Origin of the sequence: Pantoea sp. DY-17 (genome assembly GCF_019795975.1) — a bacterium.
In the GTDB taxonomy this organism is placed as follows: domain Bacteria; phylum Pseudomonadota; class Gammaproteobacteria; order Enterobacterales; family Enterobacteriaceae; genus Pantoea; species Pantoea leporis.
Map to the genome: position 1 here is coordinate 404,963 of NZ_JAIMIG010000001.1, position 23,439 is coordinate 428,401.

General features: G+C 57.5%; 18 protein-coding genes. 12 read left to right on the forward strand and 6 right to left on the reverse strand.

The features are described 5' to 3' along the window. The first annotated feature begins 89 nt into the window (after positions 1 to 89). The 4 genes from K5Y33_RS02010 (at position 90) to K5Y33_RS02025 (ending at position 4,427) form a co-directional block, all read left to right on the forward strand. A complete protein-coding gene (locus K5Y33_RS02010; RefSeq protein WP_007890591.1) occupies positions 90 to 482 on the forward strand; it encodes a YbhQ family protein in 393 nt (130 codons plus the stop codon). Positions 483 to 697: 215 nt separating this feature from the next. After that, a complete protein-coding gene (gene rhlE, locus K5Y33_RS02015) occupies positions 698 to 2,086 on the forward strand; it encodes an ATP-dependent RNA helicase RhlE (RefSeq protein ID WP_008102680.1) in 1,389 nt (462 codons plus the stop codon). Between the two features lie 4 nt (positions 2,087 to 2,090). Further along, on the forward strand, positions 2,091 to 3,041 hold the full coding sequence (gene dusC / locus K5Y33_RS02020; RefSeq protein ID WP_210080629.1) for a tRNA dihydrouridine(16) synthase DusC: 951 nt from the start codon (positions 2,091 to 2,093) through the stop codon (positions 3,039 to 3,041). Positions 3,042 to 3,218: 177 nt separating this feature from the next. After that, the gene (locus K5Y33_RS02025; protein WP_101763166.1) at positions 3,219 to 4,427 is read left to right on the forward strand and encodes an MFS transporter; all 1,209 of its coding nucleotides are present in this window, start codon (positions 3,219 to 3,221) and stop codon (positions 4,425 to 4,427) included. Between the two features lie 44 nt (positions 4,428 to 4,471). Here the strand turns inward: K5Y33_RS02025 and K5Y33_RS02030 are convergent, their stop codons facing one another. Continuing rightward, the gene (locus K5Y33_RS02030; protein ID WP_222233163.1) at positions 4,472 to 6,082 is read right to left on the reverse strand and encodes an inorganic phosphate transporter; all 1,611 of its coding nucleotides are present in this window, start codon (positions 6,080 to 6,082) and stop codon (positions 4,472 to 4,474) included. A 162-nt stretch (positions 6,083 to 6,244) separates the two neighbouring features. Between K5Y33_RS02030 and K5Y33_RS02035 the strand changes: the two genes are divergently transcribed. Further along, entirely contained in the window at positions 6,245 to 7,270 is a 1,026-nt protein-coding gene (locus K5Y33_RS02035) for a transporter (RefSeq protein ID WP_222233164.1), read from the forward strand. An 83-nt stretch (positions 7,271 to 7,353) separates the two neighbouring features. Here K5Y33_RS02035 and K5Y33_RS02040 read toward each other — a convergent pair whose 3' ends face one another. Both K5Y33_RS02040 and K5Y33_RS02045 read right to left on the reverse strand, forming a co-directional pair. Next, on the reverse strand, positions 7,354 to 8,406 hold the full coding sequence (locus K5Y33_RS02040) for a L,D-transpeptidase family protein (protein ID WP_101763163.1): 1,053 nt from the start codon (positions 8,404 to 8,406) through the stop codon (positions 7,354 to 7,356). A gap of 196 nt (positions 8,407 to 8,602) precedes the next feature. Then, a complete protein-coding gene (locus K5Y33_RS02045) occupies positions 8,603 to 10,417 on the reverse strand; it encodes a glycoside hydrolase family 15 protein (RefSeq protein WP_101763162.1) in 1,815 nt (604 codons plus the stop codon). A gap of 117 nt (positions 10,418 to 10,534) precedes the next feature. Between K5Y33_RS02045 and K5Y33_RS02050 the strand changes: the two genes are divergently transcribed. Beyond that, positions 10,535 to 11,311 carry an SDR family oxidoreductase gene (locus K5Y33_RS02050; protein ID WP_222233165.1) on the forward strand — a complete coding sequence of 259 codons (777 nt, stop codon included), beginning with the start codon at positions 10,535 to 10,537 and terminating at the stop codon, positions 11,309 to 11,311. Here K5Y33_RS02050 and K5Y33_RS02055 read toward each other — a convergent pair whose 3' ends face one another. Further along, positions 11,312 to 11,887 (reverse strand): DedA family protein, encoded by a 576-nt coding sequence (locus tag K5Y33_RS02055; protein WP_110865775.1) that lies wholly within the window; start codon positions 11,885 to 11,887, stop codon positions 11,312 to 11,314. A 166-nt stretch (positions 11,888 to 12,053) separates the two neighbouring features. Here K5Y33_RS02055 and K5Y33_RS02060 point away from each other — a divergent pair, with 166 nt between their 5' ends. The 3 genes from K5Y33_RS02060 (at position 12,054) to K5Y33_RS02070 (ending at position 16,489) form a co-directional block, all read left to right on the forward strand. After that, positions 12,054 to 12,641, forward strand: coding sequence for a Yip1 family protein (locus K5Y33_RS02060; protein ID WP_101763159.1), 588 nt, complete (start codon positions 12,054 to 12,056; stop codon positions 12,639 to 12,641). Positions 12,642 to 12,863: 222 nt separating this feature from the next. Continuing rightward, on the forward strand, positions 12,864 to 13,793 hold the full coding sequence (pbpG, locus tag K5Y33_RS02065) for a D-alanyl-D-alanine endopeptidase (protein WP_137385419.1): 930 nt from the start codon (positions 12,864 to 12,866) through the stop codon (positions 13,791 to 13,793). A 254-nt stretch (positions 13,794 to 14,047) separates the two neighbouring features. After that, positions 14,048 to 16,489, forward strand: coding sequence for a DUF3772 domain-containing protein (locus K5Y33_RS02070; protein WP_101763157.1), 2,442 nt, complete (start codon positions 14,048 to 14,050; stop codon positions 16,487 to 16,489). A gap of 134 nt (positions 16,490 to 16,623) precedes the next feature. On the opposite strand, the gene dld is transcribed toward K5Y33_RS02070, so the two are convergent. Beyond that, on the reverse strand, positions 16,624 to 18,333 hold the full coding sequence (gene dld, locus K5Y33_RS02075) for a D-lactate dehydrogenase (protein WP_222233166.1): 1,710 nt from the start codon (positions 18,331 to 18,333) through the stop codon (positions 16,624 to 16,626). 154 nt (positions 18,334 to 18,487) lie between these two features. On the opposite strand from dld, the gene bglX reads away from it, so the two are divergent. Beyond that, a complete protein-coding gene (gene bglX / locus K5Y33_RS02080) occupies positions 18,488 to 20,785 on the forward strand; it encodes a beta-glucosidase BglX (RefSeq protein WP_222233167.1) in 2,298 nt (765 codons plus the stop codon). A gap of 115 nt (positions 20,786 to 20,900) precedes the next feature. Continuing rightward, complete coding sequence (locus K5Y33_RS02085; protein WP_222233168.1) at positions 20,901 to 21,764, forward strand: oxygenase MpaB family protein; 864 nt, start codon at positions 20,901 to 20,903, stop codon at positions 21,762 to 21,764. A gap of 3 nt (positions 21,765 to 21,767) precedes the next feature. On the opposite strand, the gene K5Y33_RS02090 is transcribed toward K5Y33_RS02085, so the two are convergent. Then, positions 21,768 to 22,061, reverse strand: a complete 294-nt coding sequence (locus K5Y33_RS02090; RefSeq protein ID WP_222233169.1) for a hypothetical protein — start codon at positions 22,059 to 22,061, stop codon at positions 21,768 to 21,770. A 225-nt stretch (positions 22,062 to 22,286) separates the two neighbouring features. Here K5Y33_RS02090 and K5Y33_RS02095 point away from each other — a divergent pair, with 225 nt between their 5' ends. Beyond that, positions 22,287 to 23,399 (forward strand): suppressor of fused domain protein, encoded by a 1,113-nt coding sequence (locus K5Y33_RS02095; RefSeq protein ID WP_222233170.1) that lies wholly within the window; start codon positions 22,287 to 22,289, stop codon positions 23,397 to 23,399. Positions 23,400 to 23,439 lie beyond the last annotated feature (40 nt).

Consider the following 23,439-nt stretch of genomic DNA (forward strand, 5'->3'; position numbering starts at 1 on the left):
AATCCGAAATTTGCTTTACATTGAGGACGTTCGTCTGGCCTCCAGCCAGATACACTTGGGCGACCTGTTGGGTCTGCCAGGAGAAGAGAATGAAATGGTCTAATCGTGTTCAGATTGTTACCGGACAAACCTGTTTGCACATTGCAATGCACCTGCTGGTGATTGCCGCACTGGTTTGGGGCTGGAAACATAGGGCGCTGGTTGAAGTGAGCAGTACCCTGGTGGCAGCTTATGCGGTGGTATTCATTACCATGCTGGTCATGCAGCGTAGTGCCCGTTTACGTAGAATGGGTGATTCCCTCGAAGAGGTGACCACCACTTACTACTTTGGCGCAGCGATGTTAACGCTGTTCCTGATCTCCCGCTTTATCCACAACAACCTGCTGATTGGTATCCTCGGCGTGGTGATGTTGGTGGGACCGGCGCTGGTTTCACTGCTGGCGAAAGAGCCGGTCCAGCGCATCGAGAAGAAGCGCAGTTGATCGATTAGGGACCGCAACCCTGCGGACCTGACAAAAAGGAGCCGAATGCGGCTCCTTTTTTTATGGATGCTGTACGCGCGGAAAGCTGCTAAACTCGCGCCCTTACGCATGGTAGTTTGTGCCCTTTTCACACGTGAGCCCCGCGCTTGCGTCATATCCCTCCTGAAAACTACATCGCCTACGGCGGTCAGGACGGTTCGGAGTAATACACCTGCATGTCATTTGACTCTCTCGGCTTAAGTGCCGATATTTTGCGTGCGGTAGCAGAACAAGGCTACCAAGAGCCGACGCCAATTCAGCGTCAGGCAATTCCTGTGGTGCTGGCTGGTCGTGACCTGCTGGCGAGCGCCCAAACCGGCACCGGTAAAACCGCCGGCTTTACGCTGCCGTTGCTGCAGCGTCTGACTGCAAAACCGTCTACGGCGCGTGGCCGCCGTCCGGTGCGTGCGTTGATCCTGACCCCGACCCGCGAACTGGCGGCTCAGGTTGGCGAGAACGTGCGTGAGTACAGCCAATATCTGGATATCCGTTCGCTGGTGGTATTCGGCGGCGTGAGCATCAACCCGCAGATGATGAAACTGCGCGGCGGCGTTGACGTGCTGGTGGCAACACCGGGCCGTCTGCTTGATCTGGCACACCAGAACGCGGTTGATCTGTCACAGGTTGAAATCCTCGTGCTGGATGAAGCGGATCGTATGCTCGATATGGGCTTCATCCATGACATCCGTCGCGTGCTGGCGCGTCTGCCTGCTAAGCGTCAGAACCTGCTGTTCTCTGCCACTTTCTCTGATGAGATCAAAACGCTGGCGGAAAAACTGCTTACCAACCCAGAACAGGTGGAAGTTGCGCGTCGTAACACCGCCTCTGAGCAGGTTTCACAGCAAGTGCATTTCGTGGATAAGAAGCGCAAGCGGGAACTGCTGTCGCTGATGATTGGTCGTGATAACTGGCAGCAAGTGCTGGTGTTTACCCGTACTAAACACGGCGCCAATCATCTGGCTGAGCAGCTGAACAAAGACGGCATCACCGCCGCCGCGATCCACGGCAACAAGAGCCAGGGCGCGCGTACCCGTGCATTAGCTGACTTCAAATCTGGCGGCATTCGCGTACTGGTCGCGACCGATATCGCGGCGCGTGGTCTGGATATCGAAGAGCTGCCACACGTGGTGAACTACGAGCTGCCAAACGTGGCGGAAGATTACGTGCACCGTATCGGTCGTACCGGCCGTGCGGCTGCTACCGGCGCGGCACTGTCGCTGGTGTGTGTTGATGAACACAAACTGCTGCGTGATATTGAGCGTCTGCTGAAGCGTGAAATCCCGCGCATCGAGCTGCCTGGTTTCGAAGTCGATCCCAGCATCAAAGCCGAGCCAATCCAGAACGGTCGTCAGCAGCAGGGCGGCGGTCGCGGTCAAGGTGGACGTGGTCAAGGCCAGGGTCGCGGTCAGGGCGGCAACGTTTCTCGCCCGCACAGCGGCAATGCGCCACGTCCGCAGGGTGAAGCGCGTTCCGCGCGTCGTCCTGCGCAGGGCGCAAGCCAGGCTGCGCCAGCCGCCAACAGCGGTCGTCGTCGTCCGGCACCAAAGAAAACCGGGAACGCCTAACGTCATGAGGGTGTTGCTGGCGCCGATGGAGGGCGTGCTTGATTCGCTGGTGCGTGAGCTGCTCTCCGGGGTGAATGATTATGACTTGTGCGTGACCGAGTTTTTGCGCGTGGTCGATCAGCTACTGCCGGTAAAATCCTTCTATCGTTTGTGTCCTGAGCTGCATAATCACAGCCGCACGCCGTCAGGCACGCGCGTTCGCATGCAGCTGCTCGGGCAATACCCCGAGTGGCTGGCCGAGAACGCCGCGCGCGCGGTGGAACTTGGTTCCTGGGGCGTTGATCTCAACTGCGGCTGTCCGTCAAAGCTGGTCAACGGCAGCGGCGGCGGTGCCACCTTGCTGAAAGATCCCGAACTGATCTATCGCGGCGCGAAAGCGATGCGTGAAGCGGTGCCGGATCATCTGCCGGTGACGGTGAAAGTGCGGTTGGGCTGGGATTCTGGCGATCGTCGTTTTGAGATTGCCGATGCGGTGCAGCAAGCCGGTGCCAGCGAGCTGGTGGTGCATGGTCGTACTAAAGAAGACGGTTATCGCGCCGAAAGCATTAACTGGCAGGCGATTGGCGAAATCCGCCAGCGTCTGCGCATTCCGGTGATCGCCAACGGTGAGATCTGGAACTGGCAGGACGCGCAGGATTGTATGCGCATTACCGGCTGCGATGCGGTGATGATTGGGCGCGGTGCGCTCAACGTGCCGAATCTGGCGCGCGTGGTGAAGTACAACGAAGCGCCGATGGCGTGGCCCGACGTGGTTGCCTTGTTGCTGAAGTACACTCAGCTGGAAAAGCAGGGCGATACCGGCATGTATCACGTGGCGCGCATCAAGCAGTGGCTTGGCTACCTGCGCAAGGCGTATCACCAAGCCGACGGCTTGTTCAGCGAAGTGCGCACCTTGCGCGTTTCCGCCGAAATCGCTGATGCAATTGACCGACATGCCACACGTATCATCGCTTAATCACCAATACGCACATTTCGTAGCAGCGCGATTTATTGCGCCATGTTAAAGACCGGATGTGTGCTCATTATTTCCTCCAATCTGTTAGTACTTTATAACTAAAAAAGTCGCGATCTCTTAGCAGGCTAAGGTTATAGTTATTGTCCATTTTCATCACCGTTCCCGACGCCACTTTCCATGTCTGACGCCGCTGTACTGAGTAACGCTCAGTTAAATAAACGTATTCTCTCCGTCATTGTTTTCACCTTCTTTTGCTACCTTTCGGTGGGGTTGCCGCTCGCGGTGCTGCCGGGATTCGTGCATAACCAGCTTGGATTCAGCTCGTTCATCGCGGGATTAATCATCAGCCTGCAATATTTCGCTACGCTATTAAGCCGCCCGCACTCCGGTCGTCTGGCGGATCGCTTTGGTCCGAAGCGCGTGGTGATGATGGGATTGGTGTTCTGCGGCATGAGCGGCGTGTTATCGATTATCGCCGCGCTGTGCAGCGACATGCCGCTGCTGAGCCTGGCGCTGCTGGCGGCGGGGCGCTTGTTCCTCGGCGTAGGTGAAAGCTTCAGTAGCACCGGATCGACGCTGTGGGGCATGAACATTGTCGGTCCGCTGCAAACCGCGCGGGTAATCTCATGGAACGGCGTAGCCACCTATTTCGCCATGGCGATTGGTGCACCGCTCGGCGTGCTGCTGAATCAGTGGTTTGGCATCAGCGGCTTTGCTGGTTTGGTGGCGATCATGGGCGTTGCCGGATTCTGGATGGCGAGTCGCAAAGCGGGCGTCAGCGTCTCCGCCGGCGTGCGCATTCCGTTTCATCGCGTGGTCAGCCGCGTGTGGATGTTTGGCCTGGCGCTTGGCTTTGGCACCATCGGTTTCGGCGTAATTTCCACCTTTATCACGCTCTATTTCGCCAGCCGCGACTGGAGCGGTGCGGCGTTCGCGCTGACGCTGTTCAGCCTCGGCTTTGTGATTGTGCGTCTCGGTTTTGGTCGCTACATCACGCGTTTCGGTGGCCTGAAAGTGTCGCTGGTGTCATTTGTGCTGGAGTGTGCCGGACTGCTGCTGATTTGGCAGGCCGACAGCATCTGGCTGGTGGATTTGGGCGCGTTTCTCACCGGCGGCGGTTTCTCGCTGGTGTTCCCGGCGCTGGGCGTGGAAGCGGTGAAGCGCGTACAGCAGCAGGATCAGGGTTCGGCGCTCGGCACTTATTCGGCGTTTCTCGATTTAGGCCTGGGATTAACCGGTCCGGTGGCGGGCTTGCTGATTGGGCATTGGGGCATGCAATCGGTCTATCTGGCGGCGGCGCTGATGGTGCTGGGCGCATTTGCCATCACGCTGCGTCTGCACCAGCAACACGGCCGCCAGACGGCTGCGCAAGCGCTGAGCGAATAACGCTTCACCGGCAAACCCCCGTGCGCCGCCGTTGTTTACCGCAGTTAAAAGTGGATAAACAGGGCGTAAAGCAACCCCGAAAGTAACACGGATACCGGCAGCGTCAGCACCCACGCCATCGCCAGATTGCGGATGGTGGCGAGTTGCAGACCTGAACGATTAGCGGCCATCGTACCGGCGACGCCGGATGAGAGCACATGGGTAGTAGAAACCGGCAGGCCAAACGCGTCGGCCGCGCCGATGGTCGCCATCGCTACCAGCTCAGCGCTGGCACCTTGCGCGTAGGTCAGATGGGTTTTACCGATGCGTTCGCCCACCGTCACCACAATGCGACGCCAGCCAACCAGGGTGCCGAGACCCAGCGCTATCGCCACCACCACTTTCACCCACATCGGGATAAAGCGCGTGGCGGCATCCAGCTCTTTCTTCAGCGCCGCCAGGTTGCGCGCGGTCTCTTCCGGCAGCGCTACTTTGGCGCTTTGCAGATGCTTAATGGTTTCGGAGGCCAGATACATGTCGTTTCGCGTGTTGGTCACCGCCTGCGCCGGGATATTTTCCACCGCGCCGTAGCGACGAATCTGGTCGCCGATATCGCCCAGCATCATGCCGAGCGCCGATAACACTTGTGGACGATTCTGGCTGGTACGCACGAATTCGGTCAGCACCTCGCGCTGCGCGGGCATGGCGGCGGGCGCCGGTTGCAGCGTCAGCAGCTGCTGTTCCGTCACCTGAGTCAAGGCGGCGACGCGCGGAATCTGCTCCGGCGGCAGCGAGCGGTTCAACGCGTAGGCAATCGGCATGGTGCCGACCAGAATCAGCATGATTAGGCCCATGCCTTTCTGCCCGTCATTCGAGCCGTGCGCGAAAGAGACGCCGGTGCAGGTGAGGATCAGCAAGCCGCGAATCCACACCGGCGGCGGCTGGTTGCCCTTCGGCGCTTCATACAGCTGGCGATTGCGGATAAAGGCTTTCATCGCCAGCAGCAGCAGTGCGGCGCAGACGAAGCCGACAATCGGCGACAGCAGCAGCGCATACCCGACTTTAATTGCCTGATCCCAATCCACGCCGCTGGTGCCGCTGCGGCCATGCAGCAAGGCGTTCGCCACGCCAACGCCGATAATCGAACCGATCAGCGTATGCGAAGAGGAGGCCGGTAAACCAAAATACCAGGTGCCGAGGTTCCAGATAATCGCCGAGAACAGCAGCGCATAGACCATGGCAAAGCCGTGGCCGCTGCCCGCTTGCAGAATTAACTCCACCGGCAGCAGCGAGATGATGCCGAACGCCACCACGCCGCTGGAGAGCAGCACGCCCAAAAAGTTACAGAAACCGGACCACATCACCGCCACGCCCGGCGACAGTGAATGGGTGTAGATCACCGTGGCGACGGCGTTGGCGGTATCGTGGAAACCGTTCACAAATTCAAAACCGAGCGCAATGATCAGCGCCACGCCGAGCAGCAGGAACGGTATGTAGCTGGTGACCGGCGCACCGGTCTCTTCAACGTCATTAAACAGGTTGATGCCGGCATACAGCAGGCCAGCGATCAGCAACAGTACAAAGATCAGACGTGAGGCAGGGCCGTTGCCGCGGTTAAGGTTCGGGCGTCCGCTGTGGGACGAGGAGGTCGATGCAGGTAAACTGTTTTCAGCCATAAAACACCTCAGTGTTAAATCACGATGCTCGAACGGCACCCGTTAATGGCAGTGTGATACGTGGTTTGTATGACAGAATGATGATGGCGCACGCCCGGTGTCATCTTGCTGCAACATCCCTGTCGCACGCTGTGGATCTGACCGCTCGGGAATGACCTGCTAATGCTCCAGCCCGTACTACCGCTCGCCTCGCTGCCGGACTTCAATAACGACGTCGCCGGACTGATTCATGGTTATCTGTTTACGCCCGCGTCGCTGCCACAGCGGCTCAATGCACGCGAAGCGGCCCAGCTATCGCAGCAGCAGCTGCCGGAGTCGACCTTTATCTGGCTGCACATCAACCTTAATCACGCGCGTGCTGAACGCTGGGTTCATGACCACTTTGGCGTAGACCACGATTTTTTCGACGAGATACATTCTGCTTCGCCGCGCACCCGTTTAGCCCAGCAAAACGATGCGCTGCTGGCGGTACTCAATGACGTCACCTTCAGTAAAGAGGAGCGCAGCACGCAGAACGCCACGTTGTGGATGTGGTGCTGCCCGCGTGTGGTGGTCACCGCGCGTTTTCGCCCGGTTGGCATGATCGAACGCATGCATCAGCAGATGAATGAACTGAAGTTCGCCGAGCCGGATGCGATGCTGCTGTGGCTGCTTGGCGAGCAGGAAGCGCAGCTGGAGCAAGTGGTGCGGCGTTCCAGTCAGGCGGTGGATGCGATTGAAGAGCGCTTGCTGAGTGCGGCGATTAAAACCAATCGCCGTGAGCTGGGACAACTGCGTCGTATGCTGCTGCGCGTGCAGCGTTTGCTGGCACCGGAACCGGCGGCGCTGTTCCGCTTGCTGAATCGTCCGCCCAAATGGCTAAAGCGTGAACCCCTGGGCGAGCTGCGAATTTTCACCGAAGAGTTCAGCGTGGCGCTGAATGATTTGACGAGTTTGATGGAGCGGATTCGTTTGCTGCAGGAAGAGATTGCCGCACGATTGATGGAGCAGAGCAACCGCACGCTGTTTTTGCTGACGGTGATCACCGTGCTGGCGCTGCCGATCAATATCGTGGCGGGATTTTTTGGCATGAACGTGGGCGGGATTCCGCTGGCGAATAATCCGCACGGCTTTTTGCTGCTGGTGTTAGTAGTACTGGCGTTTACCCTGGTGGCGGGTTGGCTGGCGTTTCGACGACCGCGTGATTGATTGACGTTGCGCGATGAATCGCGCCGCTACGGTAGGTGCATGTATCTGTAGCGGCGCAATTTATTGCGCTTCTTAACTCGCGATTACAGGCTGGTGGCCGGCTGCGCTGCTGGCGCTGCGCCGTTGATACCTTGCGGCGTCATTGGCTCTTCTTTCGGCAATGCATCAGAAGACTCCTGAACTGGCACCGGTGCTGGCTGCACTTCGCCAGCTGGACCGTTGATTTTGATCGGCATACCGTTACGCGCCTGGATAGCGTTGTTGACCGCATCCTGGTTGGTGCTGGCATCGGCAATCACTTTGGTCACAGCGGAAGTCAGGTTGATCGGCACCACTTCGCGTGAATTGAACTGCTCTTCGGTGGTCGACAGCGGATTGTGTACTTCCACGTAGCGCGAACCATCTGGCTCAACGGTGGCTTTCACCGGCTGATCGATGAACTGTACGCGCGTACCAACCGGCACGTTGTCGAACAGCCATTTGATGTCGTCAGCACGCAGACGCACACAGCCGTGGCTAACGCGCAGGCCGATACCGAAGTTGGCGTTAGTGCCGTGAATCGCATACAGGCGGCCGATATAGAGCGCGTGCAGGCCCATCGGGTTATCCGGACCCGCTGGGAACACCGCAGGAATGCTCTCGCCGCGTGCCGCATATTCTGCGTGCATCGCTTTGGTTGGCGTCCAGGTTGGGCCATCTTTCTTACGCTCAACCTTGGTCGTCCAGTTGACCGGCGTATCTTTACCCAGCTCGCCGATACCGATTGGCAGCACGACCACGGTCTTGGTGCCTTTCGGGTAGTAGTAAAGACGCATCTCAGCGCTGTTGATCACGATGCCTTCACGCGGCGCGTCAGGCAGAATCAGCTGCTGTGGGATGATCATTTTAGTGCCAGCTTTTGGCAGATAAACGTCAACGCCCGGATTGGCTTCCAGCATATTGCTGAGGCCCATCTGATACTGTGCAGCAAAGGCTTCCAGCGGAAGTTTGCTGTCATCAGGGACAGTGATTTCAATGTTTTCGCCGATCAGACGGCTGTTAGCCGGCGGCAGCGGATAGACTACTGCAAATGCCGACTGGCTGAACGCCGCCAGTGCGAGGGCGAGTGAAGCGAACGCGCGAATGCTCATTTTCATGTTTTTCAAGTCGTTATGGCCATGTTTCAGGCTTGTCAGTGTGTCGAATCCATCGTGGTCAGTATGACCCGCTGCGCATTATATGTGCATTGGCGCATTGATGGAAATCAGGATTTTTACTGGCTGCATATACTTTACGCAATTCCTTGTCTTTACCCGACAATTCCCTTCGATCCGCAGCCCAAAATGTGAATTTTCACGGCTGCCACAGCGTCACTTCATTACTCAGTTTGCGATTGAGGAAAAAAGCGGCACTGATTAACGCCAGATGCGTCAACGCCTGCGGCATGTTACCCAACGCTTCGCCGTGTGAAGTGAACTCTTCGGCGTACAAACCAAGCGGATTGGCGTAACTCAGCAGCTTTTCAAATTCAAAATGCGCCTCATGTACGCGACCGGCTCGCGCCAGACACTCCACATACCAGAATGAGCAGGCACCGAAAGATCCTTCTCCGCCGGTTAAAGCATCGGCAGGCGTCTCGTGAATGTTATAGCGTCGGACTAAACCGTCGCTCACCAGATGCGTTTTAATCGCGTCCAGCGTCGAAATCCAGTCGGGATCGGTGGAGCTGACAAAGCGCACCAGCGGCATCAGCAGCATCGAAGCATCCAGGAAATTACCGCCGCGCGTCGCGGTAAAATGGCCCAGCTCCGGGTTCCAGAAGTTCTGCCAGATATCGTCGCGGATCTCGCTGCGCACCTTATCCCAGCGGTCGTACGGCATCGGCAGCGAACGTTTCAGGCCAAGGCGCAGTGCGCGATCGAGCGCGACCCAACACATCAGGCGTGAATGCAGGAAATGTTCCGGCTCGCCGCGCATTTCCCAGATCCCGGCATCGGGCTGATTCCAGTTCACGCAGACGTAATCGATCATATCGGACACATACTTCCAGCCGCGATGCGAAATTGCCTCGCCATATTTATTGGCGAGATAGATGGCATCCATCAACTCGCCGTAAATATCGAGCTGCGTCTGACGCCAGGCATCATTGCCGATGCGCACTGGACGTGAATTGGCGTAGCCGGAAAGATTGAGCAACTCGGTTTCGTGCAGTTCGGTGCCGCTGTCGAGGCGATACATCACTTGCAGATGCGGCGTGTCGTCGTGGCTGTGCTCGACGCAGCGGCCGACCCATTTGGTAAAGTCGCGCGCTTCTTCGGTGTAGCCGAGGCGCATCAGCGCGTACATGCTGAATGAGGCATCGCGGATCCACGAGGCGCGATAATCCCAGTTGCGCTCGCCGCCCAACTCTTCGGGTAAGCCGAAGGTGGCGGCGGCGGCGATGGAACCGTGCTGATGCGAAGTGAGTAACTTCAGCGCCAGCGCCGAACGCGTCACCATCTCCTGCCAGCGGCCGCGATAGGAACTGTGGCTGCTCCAGCGTCGCCAGTACTCCAGCGTGTCATGGAAACAGTGCTCGGTGGCGATGGTGGCCACGTTAGGATCGTCATCGTTACCAAAGACAAACTCAGCGGTTTCCCCGGCTTTCAGGGTAAATTCCGCTACCGCGCTGTGGTTCTCGCGCGTCATCACCACCGAAGCGCTGAGGCGCAACGCCGGTTGTCCCGACGCAAGGAAGGCGATACCGCCGGGCCGCAGTTCGGTGGTGGTTTCGGCGCGCGCGTAGTCGTGGCGTGGCGCACACAGCAGATGAAAAGTGGCGGTGCCGCGTACCATCTTTACGCGGCGCACGATACGCGGCACTTTGCTCTGCTCATCGCAGATCGGCATGTAATCGGTGATCTCTGCCACGCCCGCGTCATCCAGCCAGCGGGTTTGCAGAATATTGGTATCCGGTAAATAGAGCTGTTGCTGGCGGGCATTTTTCCAGTCCGGCGCGAGGGAGAACAGGCCGGCCTCATCGCTGTCCAGTAGCGCGGCGAAAACCGACGGGCTATCGAGCGCCGGCCAGCAGAGATAATCGATGGTGCCATCGTTAGCAATCAGTGCGCAGGTGCGTAAATCACCAATCACGCCATGGTCGTCTATTCTGCGTTTAATCTCGCTCATCGTGCCCCCTTTGCCGTAGGTAATTGTTAACTATAGACGAAACGGCAGATTCGGCGGCCCCGAGGCACAGAAGGATAACTTCTATACTGTAAAGACACCCTCAATCAGGAGAATGTTATGAGCTTAGGAAAACAGAAAGTCGCTGTGGTTACCGGATCCAGTTCAGGCATTGGTCGCAGCTGTGCGGTGATGCTGGCCGAAGCGGGTTATACGCTGGGCATCACCTGGAGTTCGGATGAAGAGGGCGCCCAGGAAACCGCGCGTATGGTGGAGAGCCGTGGACAGCAGGCGCAGGTGCGGCAGGTTGATCTCTCCGATCCGCAAGCCGGCGCACAGCAACTGACGCAGCTGATCAACTCGCTGGGGCGCATTGACGTATTGGTGTGTAATGCCGGCGTGATGACCAAAGCCGACTTTCTCGATGTCACCTTTGAGGATTGGCGCAAAGTGTTCAACGTGGATGTAGATGGCGCGTTTCTTTGCGGGCAGATTGCCGCGCGCCATATGGTTGATCAGGGCGACGGCGGACGCATCATCAACATTACGTCGGTGCATGAACACACGCCGCTGCCGGATGCCTCCGCCTATACCGCTGCCAAACATGCGCTCGGCGGCTTGACCAAATCGATGGCGCTGAGTCTCTTACCGCACCACATTCTGGTGAACGCGGTCGCACCGGGCGCAATTGCCACGGCGATGAACGATATGAAAGATGACCAGCAAGGACGACGTATGCCGGAAATCCCGATTGGGCGTCCCGGCGATACGCGTGAAGTGGCGAGTTTAGTGGCGTGGCTCTGTTCGGAGTGGGCAACTTATACCACCGGACAATCGTTTATTGTCGACGGTGGTTTTATGTTGGCCAATCCGCAGTTTAAGGGGTACCACTCGTAATCAACCGGCGCGGCGGTGATTCCAGTGGCGAATGATGTAACGCAAGACGATGCCAAAAATCACCGCCGCCGCCAGCCACAACAGCGGCTTGAGGTGCTGATCGATCTTGTGCAGCCACGGCGCGACAATCTGTCCGGCAAAGTAGCCAAGCGAGACAAAGATCAGCGCCCACAGCGCCGCACCAATCACGTTCAGAATGAAGAAACGCAGCGGCTTGAGGCGGCTGGTGCCAATAATGATCGGCCCGACAATGCGGAAGCCGTACATAAAGCGCACGCCAATCACGAACAGGCTCGGGTGTTTTTGAATCAGCCGCTTAGCCTTGCCAATTGTTTCCTGATGTTTACTGAAACGGCGCAAAATGCGCGTGCCATAACGGCGTCCCAGCCAGAACAGCAACTGATCGCCAATAATGCCGCCGATCATCGCCGCCAGCACCACGCCGCTGAAGTGCAATAAGCCTTCATGCGCCGCCACACCGCCCAACAACGTGAACGTTTCCCCTTCGGCAATACAACCAATCAGCAGCGCCAGATAACCGTATTGGGTGATTAATCCATTGATATCGAGATGCAAATTATCCTCCCTGCAAAGTGTGAAATCGCTATTAGTGTATACCAGCGGCTTAATTTGTGTGGTGCCCCGCAAAAACGGCGACGACGATTATACTTGAGCTAACGCTGCCTCCGTTGATCAGGCCGTTGGCTGTAAGGGCAGCCCATCGCAGCAAAGGAGTAAATGTATGAATCATGTCTGGGGTTTACTGGCGCATCCAGGTCAGGAAATGCGCGATATTAAACAGGAAAATGAGAGCGTTTCGCACCATTACACCCATCATGTTCTGCTAATGGCGGCGATCCCGGTGATCTGCGCCTTTATCGGTACCACGCAGTTGGGCTGGAATCTGGGCGAAGGGCAGTTCGTACAACTCAATCTACTGACCGGTATCGGTCTCGGCATTCTGTTCTATCTGATTATCCTCGGCGGCGTGGCGGTAATGGGCCGCGTGATCCACTGGATGGCGCGTAACTATCCGCAGCGTCCCAGCTTGCAGCGCTGTACGGTGTTTGCCGGCTATGTGGCCACGCCGCTGTTTCTTAGCGGGCTGGTGGCGCTCTATCCGCTGGTGTGGCTATGCGTGCTGGTGGGCGCGATGGCGCTGGTTTACACCGGTTATCTGCTTTACGTCGGCATCCCGGTGTTCCTGAGCATCGACCGTGATGAGAGCTTGCGCTTCTCCGGATCGACATTGGCGATTGGTGTGCTGGTGTTTGAAGTGCTGCTGGCGCTGACAGTGGTTCTGTGGGGTTACGGGCCACGGTTGTTCTGAGGAAAGCCTGGTCGGCATCAATGGCGACCTTCCCGCAACACGCACTCACCTCGTAAGGTCGTCATTCATGGCGACCTTTTTAACGCCCGGAAACAATCTCAATAAGAAATTTCTCAGGTAAGTGCGTATGATACTGCTGCCAGCCCGCATCCCGTCTGGATTGTTGCGGGCGGCCTGTGTCTCAACACAGCGCAAAACTCCTGACCGGATTTTTTTGACACGATGTCTGCAAAAATGCGTATTTCCTTGCTGTCGCTGGCGCTGTTTGTCGCCGCGCCAGCCGCTATAACGCCCGCGCTCGCTGCGCCGGCGGCACTCGCAAACCTGGCGCCGATTGCCCAACCGCAAATCGCCTCCGGCAGTGCCATGATTGTCGATCTGGAAAACAACAAGGTGCTGTTTTCCAGCCATCCTAACCGCGTACGTCCGATCGCCTCACTCACCAAAGTGATGACGGCGATGGTGGTGTTGGATGCCAAACTGCCGATGGATGAAATGCTGTCGGTGGATATCAGCCATACCGCTGAGATGCGCGGCGTGTTCTCCCGCGTCAAACTGAACAGCGAAATTAGCCGCCGCAACATGCTGCTACTGGCGCTGATGTCCTCGGAAAACCGCGCTGCCGCCAGCCTGGCGCATCACTATCCGGGCGGTTACGATGCGTTTATTCGCGCCATGAACGCCAAAGCACGCTCACTTGGCATGACGCACACGCGCTATGTCGAGCCGACGGGCCTGTCGATTCAGAACGTTTCCAGCGCGGAAGATCTGGTCAAGCTGTTGAAAGCCACGCGACAGTACCCGCTGATTGGCGAACTGAGCACCACCAAAGAAGACACCGCCGTATTCAAACATCCGAGCTACGCGCTGCCGTTCCGTAACACCAATCATCTGGTGTACAAAAACGACTGGCGCATCCAGCTGACCAAAACCGGTTATACCGATGAAGCCGGGCACTGCCTGGTGATGCGTACGGTGATCAATAACCGTCCGGTGGCGCTGGTGGTGCTGGATGCCTTTGGTAAATATACCCATTTCGCCGATGCCAACCGCCTGCGCGACTGGCTGGAAACCGGTAAAGCCGCACCGGTTCCGGCCGCTGCGCTGGCGTATAAGAAGCAGAAGTCAGGTTTGACCGCGAATAATGAATAACTGGATTTAAAGCACGCACATACCGTAGCGGCGCAATCTATTGCCCATTGCAGATTCTGCAGGATGCGCAATAGATTACGCCGCTACAGATTGTGCGTTGTGTTGTTACGCTCATCTGCAAAAACGCTTATCGTTAGCGCCAAAGTTTTACACCTTCATTCCTATAGTTTCAGTGTCGGCAACGTCTTAAACTAGCCGCCATTCACGATCGCACTTGCGTTTATCGGCTGTTATTACGCTGGAATCTCATTCATATGTTCAAGTTTCGTCATCTGTTTACCCCGTTTTTACTGCTGCTTGTGCTGTTAGCTCCCACGCTGAGCGTGGCCGCAGATACGCCGCCCAACGATCAGGCAGAGGACGCCGCACCCAAGGTGAATGCCTCGGTCGAGCTGCCTAAGATGCAGAAAATTCTCGACAAAATTAAAGGCCAGGTCTCGGGCGATACCAATGAAAGCCAGCTCAACCAGCTTAATGAGATGGCGCTGGAGCTTTCCGGTAATGCCGAAACCCTCGGCCAGGCGTTGATCCCGCAGGGCCAGCAATTGGATGCGCAATTGGCGGTTCTTGGCCCGGCACCGAAAGCCGACAGCGGCGTGAAAGAGACGCCTGAAGTGACGCGCAAACGTGCGGCGCTGGAGAGCCAGAAAGCCAAGCTGGACGATCAGATCAAACAAGCCGATGGCATCAAAAACGGTGCGCTGGTGCTGTCATCGCAGATCGTCAACCTGCGTCGTGACCAGCTGAAAAGCCAGCTGGCGCTGAACTCTGGCAGTATCCTTGGCCCGCGCTTCTGGGCGCCGCTGGTTAGCAGTCAGGATCTTGATGGCGAGAAGATCAGCGAGTTCATTACTGAATTGCAGGACACCGCCGCGCTGTCGTGGGAATCTGGCTGGCGTTTCGGCACCGTGGCCTGGCTGTTTGCCGCGATGCTGGTGATGACGCTGGGCCGTCGCTACAGCGAAGAGTTCTTTGCCTGGGTCAGCATTCATAAGATGCCGGAGGGGCGCTTACGTCGCAGCTTCCTCGCCGCCACCACCGCGCTCACCACGCTGGCCGCGGTGGTGATCACCTTTAACTTCATCGCGCTGGCCTTTACGCGCCGTGATGAAGTCTCGGGTGATGTGCAGGATTTTGTTGATCGGCTGGTGCAGCTCAGCGTCTATTGCGGCTTGATTGCCGGTTTAGGCCGCGCGTTCCTCTCCACACGTCGCCCAAGCTGGCGTTTGCCGGCCATCTCCAACGAAGTCGCGCAAGCCCTGAAGCCGTTCCCGCCGTTCACTGCGGCGCTGGTGTTTATTTTCCAGACGGTGGAAGCCTTCAACTACAGCGTCGGCACCAGCCTGAATACCACCATTTTTGCTAACGGCTTGACCGCGCTGCTGATTGGCAGTACCGGACTGGCGATCGGCATGCGCATCAACCGCGTACGCCGCCGCATGGTGCAGGAAGGTCAGCAGCCTGAAGCGCGTTCAACGTTGGTGGGATTGGTGCAGCTGGCGCTGATGCTGACGGCGCTCGGCATCCTGATTTCACTGATCATCGGTTACGTCACGCTGGCGCGCTTCCTTAGCTATGAAGTGATTTGGTGCGGCATTTTGTTTGGTTCGTTCTACTTCCTCAGCCATCTGGTGAATGACGGCTGCGAAAGCCTGTTCTCCACCAGCAATGCCACCGGCAAGCGCCTGCAAACCACGCTGAATATTGATGAGCGTTACCTGCAACAGGCGGCGACGCTGCTCAGCGCGCTGGGTAAAACCGTGCTGATTGCCATTCTGGCGCTGGCACTGCTGAACGGCACCTTTGCCTCATCAACGCCGATTGAGCTGATCCAGAAGGTGATTGAGTTCTGGGGCGGCAAAGGGCTGGAGTCGCTGAACATTGTGCCGGCGCACATGGTCAATGCAATTCTCTGTCTGGTGGTGGGCATTTACGTGCTGCGTTCGGTGCGTCGCTGGCTGGATAAAGATTTCCTGCCCAAAACCACCATGGACGTCGGCATGCGCGTGTCGCTGGTGACGCTGTTCAGCAATATCGGTTACGTGCTGATTATCCTGCTGACGCTGTCGATTATGGGCCTGCAGTGGAACAAACTGGCGTGGATTGTGAGCGCCTTGTCGGTCGGTATCGGTTTCGGCTTACAGGAGATTGTGAAGAACTTTATTTCCGGCCTGATTCTGTTGACCGAGCGTCCGGTGAAAGTGGGCGATCTGGTGAGCATCAGCGGCATTGAAGGGGATATCCGTCGTATTAACGTGCGCGCCACCGAAATTCAGCTGGGCGACAAATCAACGGTGATTGTGCCGAACTCGCAATTTATTTCGCAGAACGTGCGAAACGCCACCATGGGTAACGCGCAGGGCGTGGTCACCATCTTGCTGACGTTCCCGCTGGATATCGATCCGGTGCGGGTGCGTGAAATTCTGCTGGAAGTGTATCAGGAGAACGAACGTATTCTGGAGACGCCGGAGCCGTCCGTGTCGTTCAAAGATTTGACGCCAGCGGGCATCGTGTTGAGCGTCACCGGCAACGTTGCCGGTCAACGCCAGATTTCCGGTGCCAAGAGCGATCTGCTGTTCGATATTCTGACGCGTCTGCGCAAAGAGGGCATTATGCTATCGACGCCGCAGACCATGATCATCGAGCGCCGCGCCGTGGCCGCAGCACAAGATCAGCAAAGCGATCCGTTGCCATAATGACGTGATTGCACCTACTGTAGCGGCGCGATTTATCGCGCAATTTGACTGCGATGAAAAGGTCAAAACAACGCAATTAATTGCGCCGCTACGGATCGGAAAAGATGTGGCCTAACACACGGCCACATCGTTGTTTATTTTATAACCGCCCAACCCTTCTGCTTACTGGTTTTCCCAATTCCTGGATTAAAACTGTTAGTGGGATCGAGCTGCTGATAAAACGCCTGCAGCTGCGGTTTCGCCTGATACAGATGGCCCACGTTATGCTCGGCCGGATACTCGGCGCCGCGCGCGGCTAAAATCGCCAGCATCTTCTCTTTTAACGCATGCGCATCCACGCCTTTTTTCACGATGTAATCCTGATGGAAGACGTGGCAGAAAAAGTGGCCGTAGTAGAGACGATGGATCAGATCGTTATCGAACTCGGGCGGCAGTCGTTCAAACCACGCTTCATCATTACGACGCAGCGCGATATCCAGCGCCAGAATATCTTCCACTTCATCGGCATGCACCGCGTGATAGCGCACCGCGGCACCGGCGGCGGCAAAGCGATGCAGGAACGCGTGCGCGCCCTCTTTGGCGTCACACGCGAAGAACGCGCCGCCGCCTTCGCGGAAATATTCGGTCAGATAGGCCTGCGCTTCGGCGACGCCGTCGCCGGACATCTTCAGCATCAGGTGATGCTCATATTTGTCGCGATACTGCTTCAGGCGTTTAGGCAGATGCGCCGGTAGCCAGCTGCTGACGCGCTGCAATAAACGATCGGTGAGATGCGGTTTCACCCAGTTCAGCTTGCCTAGCCAGGCATCCACGCGGCCTTTCAGGGTGAAAAACAGCGGCATTTTGTCGGTGCCAAGTTTATCAATCATCACGAAAGTATCTTTGCCGTACACCTCGGCGATGTCGAAAATGTCGCGGTGCATATATTCGCCCGCCATCGGCAGATGGGTAAATTCCGCCAGTATATGGCGGCGAATATCGCCCAGTTCCGCCGGATTATTGGTGCCGATGTAGAACACCTGCTGCTGCGGTTCGGTGGGGAAAGTATCCAGACGCACGGCAAACACCGCCAACTTACCGGCGCAGCCGGAGGCTTCAAACAGGCGACGCTCATCGGCGTTGAAGCGCGCTGGCGTCTCTGCATGGATATCGCGCACGCGTTCGGCGTATTCATGATCCGAGGCGTGACGTTCATCCCAGCGCACATCGCTCTGCTGCCAGCGATCGTCATCCAGCCGACCCAACATCTCTTCCGGCGAGTGGCCGAGATCGATGCCGAGATGGTTCACCAGCTTGAGTTTGCCGCTGGCATCAATCTGCGCAAACAGCGCCATTTCGCTGTAGGCCGGACCGCGTTTGATCAGCGATCCGCCCGAGTTATTGCAAATCCCGCCCATTACCGAGGCGCCGATGCAGGAGGAACCGATCACCGAATGCGGCTCGCGGCCAAGCGGCTTCAGCGCTTTTTCCAGCTGATACAGCGTGCTGCCGGGGAAGGCGAGGATCTGTTTGCCGTTGTCGATCAGCTGCAACTTATCCAGACGCAAGGTGCTGATGATCACCACTGGACGATCGTAATCGTTGCCGTTTGGCGTGGAACCTTCGGTCAGGCCGGTGTTGGCGGCCTGCATCAAAATGATCGCATCGGCGCTCACCAGCGCCTGCAACGCACGCCACAGCTCAAGCAGCGAACCGGGGAAAATCACCGCCAGCGCTTCGCCTTCGCCCGAGCGAAAACCTTTACGGTAGCGCGCGGTCTGTTCCGCGTCGGTTAACAGGTTCGACGATCCGACCAGACGACGCAGTTCGGCGAGCAGAGTAGGGTGCGAAGTGTTGTTATTCATTGGCCTATCCTTGTCTTTAACATGGCGCTTTTACTGTAGCATGCGCCAGCGACAGGAGCGCGGTGTGACATGGCGGCTACCTGCTATCCTCATCTTGTGGCAAACTGCCCCGGTTATTTCGATATTGCGCAGTCACTTAAGAGAACCCGACCTGATGAAATGGATTTACTCTGTTAGCCTCGCTGTCTCCTTAGCCATGCAACCCGCTTTCGCGGACGATCTGTTTGGCCCACATCCGATGACTGAACAGGCGCGCGACGCCTTTGTGAATCAGCTGCTCAGCAAAATGACCCTTGATGAAAAAATCGGGCAGATGCGTTTGATCAGCGTAGGACCGGATACGCCAAAATCGGCGATTCGCGACATGATTCAGCACGGTCAGGTCGGGGCAATTTTTAACACCGTGACGCGTCAGGATATTCGCGCCATGCAGGATCAGGTGATGCAGCTCAGCCGCCTGAAAATTCCGCTGTTCTTCGCCTATGACGTGGTGCACGGTCAGCGCACCATTTTCCCGATTCCACTTGGCCTGGCGGCAAGCTGGGATCTGGATGCCATCGCTGAGGTGGGACGCGTCTCTGCTTATGAAGCCGCGGATGACGGCCTCAACATGACGTGGGCGCCGATGGTTGATGTGTCCCGCGAACCTCGTTGGGGACGCGGCTCGGAAGGCTTTGGTGAAGACACCTTCCTCAGCGCGCAAATGGGCAGCAGCATGGTGAAAGCCATGCAGGGCAAAAGCGCGGCGGATCGCTACTCGATCATGACCAGCGTGAAGCACTTCGCGGCCTACGGCGCAGTGGAAGGTGGACGAGATTACAACACCGTCGACATGAGCCCGCAGCGCCTGTTCCAGGATTATCTGCCGCCGTATAAAGCCTCATTGGATGCGGGCAGCGGTGGCGTAATGGTGGCGCTTAACTCATTGAATGGCACACCGGCCACAGCAGACAGTTGGCTGCTGAAAGACATCCTGCGCGGCGACTGGAAGTTCAAAGGCATCACCATTAGCGATCACGGTGCGATTAAAGAACTGATTAAACACGGCGTGGCCAGCGATCCACAGGATGCGGTGCGCATTGCGATGAAATCAGGCATCGACATGAGCATGAGCGACGAGTACTACAGCAAATATCTGCCGGGCCTGGTGAAGAGCGGCGCGGTGAGCATGGCGGAAGTGGACGATGCCGCGCGCCATGTGCTGAACGTCAAATATGACATGGGCTTGTTTAACGATCCTTACAGTCATTTAGGGCCGAAAGAGGGCGATCCGCAGGACACCAATGCGGAAAGCCGTTTGCATCGCGCCGAAGCGCGTGACGTGGCGCGTAAAAGCATTGTGCTGCTGAAAAACTGGCGCGAAACGCTGCCGCTGAAGAAAGACGCCACCATTGCGTTGGTGGGTCCGCTAGCGGATAGCCAGCGCGACATCATGGGCAGCTGGTCGGCCGCCGGCGTAGCGAAACAGTCGATTCCGCTGCTGCAAGGCGTGCGCAATGCGATGGCGGGCAAAGGCACGGTGCTGTACGCCAAAGGCGCTAACATCACCGACAACAAAGGCATTCAGGACTTCCTCAATCTGTATGAGCAGGCGGTCAGCGTGGACAAGCGTTCACCGCAGGAGCTGATTGACGAAGCGGTAGCGCAGGCGAAAAAAGCTGATGTGGTGGTGGCTGCCGTGGGTGAAGCGCAGGGCATGGCGCACGAAGCCTCAAGCCGCAGCGATTTGGTGATCCCGGAAAGTCAGCAGAAGCTGCTGGCCGCACTGAAGGCCACCGGCAAACCGCTGGTGATCGTGCTGATGAACGGCCGTCCGCTGACGGTGGCGAAGGAAGATCAGCAAGCCGATGCGATGCTGGAAACCTGGTTTAGCGGTACTGAAGGCGGCAACGCGATCGCCGATGTGCTGTTCGGCGATTACAACCCGTCGGGCAAGCTGCCGGTCTCCTTCCCGCGTTCGGTGGGCCAGATTCCGATTTATTACAACCACTTGCCAACCGGTCGTCCCTACAACTTCGCCAGGCCGAACAAGTACACCTCGCACTACTACGATGCGGTGAACGGTCCGCTTTATCCGTTTGGTTACGGCCTGAGCTACACCACCTTCACGGTGTCGCCGGTGAAGATGTCTTCACGCACTATGCCGCGTAACGGCTCGGTGGAAGCGTCAGTGACCGTGACCAATAGCGGTAAACGCGATGGTGCAACCGTGGTGCAGCTTTATCTCAACGATCCGGTCGCCAGCATTAGCCGTCCGGTGCAAGAGCTGCGCGGCTTCCAGCGCATCATGCTGAAAGCCGGTGAATCGCAGACCGTGAAGTTTAAGATCGACGTTGATGCGCTGAAATTCTGGAACCAGAAGATGCAGCAGGTTGCCGAGCCAGGCAAAATCAACGTGATGATTGGACTGGATTCAGTGCGCACTCAGGATGCGCAGTTTGATTATCTGTAAGTAAGATTGTTGCGCTCTTTCGCTCGGTCAGCATGAATGCTGACCCTACATGTTATGCTTCGGTGATTTGTAGGGTCGGCATTCATGCCGACCAGGCCAATGAGCGCACAAACCCATGAACATCCGCGAACGCATCCAACAGCAAGTCTTCCGCCTCAACGGCCTGTCACTCAACGAATTCGACATCTCGCAACCGCCTGGCGATCCCGGCTTATTTGGCCCGGACCACGTTATCTGGCGCGTCCATGGCGACTTCCCCTCGATGCTGTGCGGCGGTATCAGCGCCTTAATGCTGCAGATGCTGCATCCGGCGGCGCTGGCGGGCGTGTGGGATCACTCCAATTTCCGGCAGGACATGATGGGCCGCCTGCGGCGCACCAGCCAGTTTATCGCCGTCACCACCTTCGGTAACACCGCCGATGCCAACATCCTTATCGACCGCGTCAAACGGATTCACCTGCGCGTCACCGGCGTCGATAACGCGGGCAAGCCGTATGCCGCCAGCGATCCGCATCTGCTTACCTGGGTACACGTTGCGGAAACCAGCCGTTTTCTGGCGGCGCATCTGCGCTACAAAAATCCGCAGCTCAGCCTGGCCGATCAGGATCGTTACTATCAGGAAGCGGCATTAGTTGCCGAGGCGCTTGGCGCACAGCGGGTGCCGAAAAGCGTGCAGGCGGTTGAGGCGTATCTACAACTGATGCGGCCCGAGTTGCTCTGTGATGCGCGCACGCTGGAGGTGATGCAGTTGCTGATTAACGCGCCTGCACCCAGCTGGCAGGCGAAACCGGCAATGCGCGTGATGCTGAAAGCGGGGATGGGATTGTTGCCTGACTGGGCACAACAGCAGATTCAGCAGCCGGTTGGGCCGCTGACGCAGTGGCGTGTGGATCGGGAAATGGCGGTGATTGCGGGGCTGCTGCGCTGGTCGATTCAGCGCGGCGCTTATACCCGCGCCATGCAGCGCATGGGCCGCTAAGCGTTACAAATGCAGCTCATCCTCTTTCTGCGTGTAGGTGCGCGGTGTGCGCGCTTCACGTTTTAGTGCCAGCTGACGTTGCTGATAATGGTGCAGCAACATGCCAAGTCCGAGGCCAATCAGCGCCAGCGGCAGCAGGCTGTAATAGATATCAAGCGGTAATAACACCAGCAACGCCACGCCGCTCAGCAACAGCGTTAGCGACGTCATCACCCATGTATAACGGATAAACAGCCACACCAACATCGCGAAAATAACCACGTCACGCAGGTTCAGATCGAGGTTTTGCAGCACCATGATGGCAGCTCCAAAGAGGTGAATGCGCAAACCATATCACGCGAAATGGTAAAAGAATCGCAAATTAATTTGAAGCTTGTCAGCGTGTTAAGCGGCAAATGATAAGCCGCACTCATCTTTCCCTTCCGGCACTTTGAGAGTTTTACCCTTGTGTCACATGGCACGAGTGCCGATCCTGCTCTATTCTCGGGGAAAATGGATTCCTCCAGGTAATATCGAGGCGTTATGACCCACCAACCTCTGATTGCTGAGGTGCCGAATCAGCAACACACACTAACCGCGATCGTCGAGCAGGATGCGCGTACGGCCTATTTTTATATCTGGCCGAATGACCTGTTTCGCAGCCAATACGCGGTGCGCGGCTGCTGGCTGCGTAACCTGCTGCCTGCGCCCGCGCAGGAAGATCGTGAAGCGATGGAGCAGGGCATCGCGCCGCTGCTGAGTGCCGAGTATTGCCGCACGCTGGAAGCCGAGCCGATGCTCGATCCCGCCGGCTTACAGGTGCTGTGGGAGCCCAGCGACGACGGCGCCGCGCTGTGGTATTACGGTCAACTGCTGGCGGTGATCCCCGGCTGGAGCCTGTATCAGGATAAGCAGGTGAGTTTTTCTGCTGCCTGCATCAAAGAGAATCGCCTGACCGCACCGCTGGGATCGGCCTCCACCAACGATTACTACGCGCGCGCTGAACAGCAGCGTCACTTCTGGCGTGACTGGCACGACGGACACTTGTGGGATGTGGTGCAGCGCGAGCTGATGCAGTGTTATCAGGCGCAGTTTGGCGAATCGGTAAAATATTACTCCATCGATCAAGGCAACTGGCCGCCAATGGCGATTTCACAGCACTTGCACAATGGCGTTTGGTATTTCCTGACGCTTGGCATGGGGATCCGTCCGATGCCGCAGGTGGATCACCTGTTTGACGAGCTGGCGCCGCAGTATCGCCGCGTCGAGCTGGCGATGGCGGTGGACGGTGAAGTGATGACCGAAGCCAATGCGGTGCAGATGGCGAGCGCGCTGGCTGAGTTTGCCCATCTGCCGTGGGCGCGCCTGACCTGGATTGGCGAAGGGCATACGCTGGCGTCGGAAGTGGCGCCGGTTGGCTTTGAAAGCTTCCTGCTGGCCAACGATCTCGCTACCGAAGCGGCGCAATTCCGCCTGCCGAAACGCGATGGCGACCGCGTGAATCTGCTCTGGTCCACGCCAATTACCGAAGCCGAACGCCAGTTTGCGCAGGCTGACGATCGCGGTGGGCAGCAGCTGCTGCAACGTTTGCTGGCGGACGGCAATAATCATGTGTTCCGGCCGCGCCAGGAAGTGGTTGAAACTCCCGCTCCGTAAATCAGGTCGGCATCGATGCCGACCCTACGATTTTAAATTA

Excerpts from the sequence above, each read along its gene's own strand:
- K5Y33_RS02010 (WP_007890591.1), top strand. The coding sequence starts at position 90 with ATGAAATGGTCTAATCGTGTTCAGATTGTTACCGGACAAACCTGTTTG.
- rhlE (WP_008102680.1), top strand. The coding sequence starts at position 698 with ATGTCATTTGACTCTCTCGGCTTAAGTGCCGATATTTTGCGTGCGGTA.
- dusC (WP_210080629.1), top strand. The coding sequence starts at position 2,091 with ATGAGGGTGTTGCTGGCGCCGATGGAGGGCGTGCTTGATTCGCTGGTG.
- K5Y33_RS02025 (WP_101763166.1), top strand. The coding sequence starts at position 3,219 with ATGTCTGACGCCGCTGTACTGAGTAACGCTCAGTTAAATAAACGTATT.
- K5Y33_RS02030 (WP_222233163.1), bottom strand. The coding sequence starts at position 6,082 with ATGGCTGAAAACAGTTTACCTGCATCGACCTCCTCGTCCCACAGCGGA.
- K5Y33_RS02035 (WP_222233164.1), top strand. The coding sequence starts at position 6,245 with ATGCTCCAGCCCGTACTACCGCTCGCCTCGCTGCCGGACTTCAATAAC.
- K5Y33_RS02040 (WP_101763163.1), bottom strand. The coding sequence starts at position 8,406 with ATGAAAATGAGCATTCGCGCGTTCGCTTCACTCGCCCTCGCACTGGCG.
- K5Y33_RS02045 (WP_101763162.1), bottom strand. The coding sequence starts at position 10,417 with ATGAGCGAGATTAAACGCAGAATAGACGACCATGGCGTGATTGGTGAT.
- K5Y33_RS02050 (WP_222233165.1), top strand. The coding sequence starts at position 10,535 with ATGAGCTTAGGAAAACAGAAAGTCGCTGTGGTTACCGGATCCAGTTCA.
- K5Y33_RS02060 (WP_101763159.1), top strand. The coding sequence starts at position 12,054 with ATGAATCATGTCTGGGGTTTACTGGCGCATCCAGGTCAGGAAATGCGC.
- pbpG (WP_137385419.1), top strand. The coding sequence starts at position 12,864 with ATGTCTGCAAAAATGCGTATTTCCTTGCTGTCGCTGGCGCTGTTTGTC.
- K5Y33_RS02070 (WP_101763157.1), top strand. The coding sequence starts at position 14,048 with ATGTTCAAGTTTCGTCATCTGTTTACCCCGTTTTTACTGCTGCTTGTG.
- dld (WP_222233166.1), bottom strand. The coding sequence starts at position 18,333 with ATGAATAACAACACTTCGCACCCTACTCTGCTCGCCGAACTGCGTCGT.
- bglX (WP_222233167.1), top strand. The coding sequence starts at position 18,488 with ATGAAATGGATTTACTCTGTTAGCCTCGCTGTCTCCTTAGCCATGCAA.
- K5Y33_RS02085 (WP_222233168.1), top strand. The coding sequence starts at position 20,901 with ATGAACATCCGCGAACGCATCCAACAGCAAGTCTTCCGCCTCAACGGC.
- K5Y33_RS02090 (WP_222233169.1), bottom strand. The coding sequence starts at position 22,061 with ATGGTGCTGCAAAACCTCGATCTGAACCTGCGTGACGTGGTTATTTTC.
- K5Y33_RS02095 (WP_222233170.1), top strand. The coding sequence starts at position 22,287 with ATGACCCACCAACCTCTGATTGCTGAGGTGCCGAATCAGCAACACACA.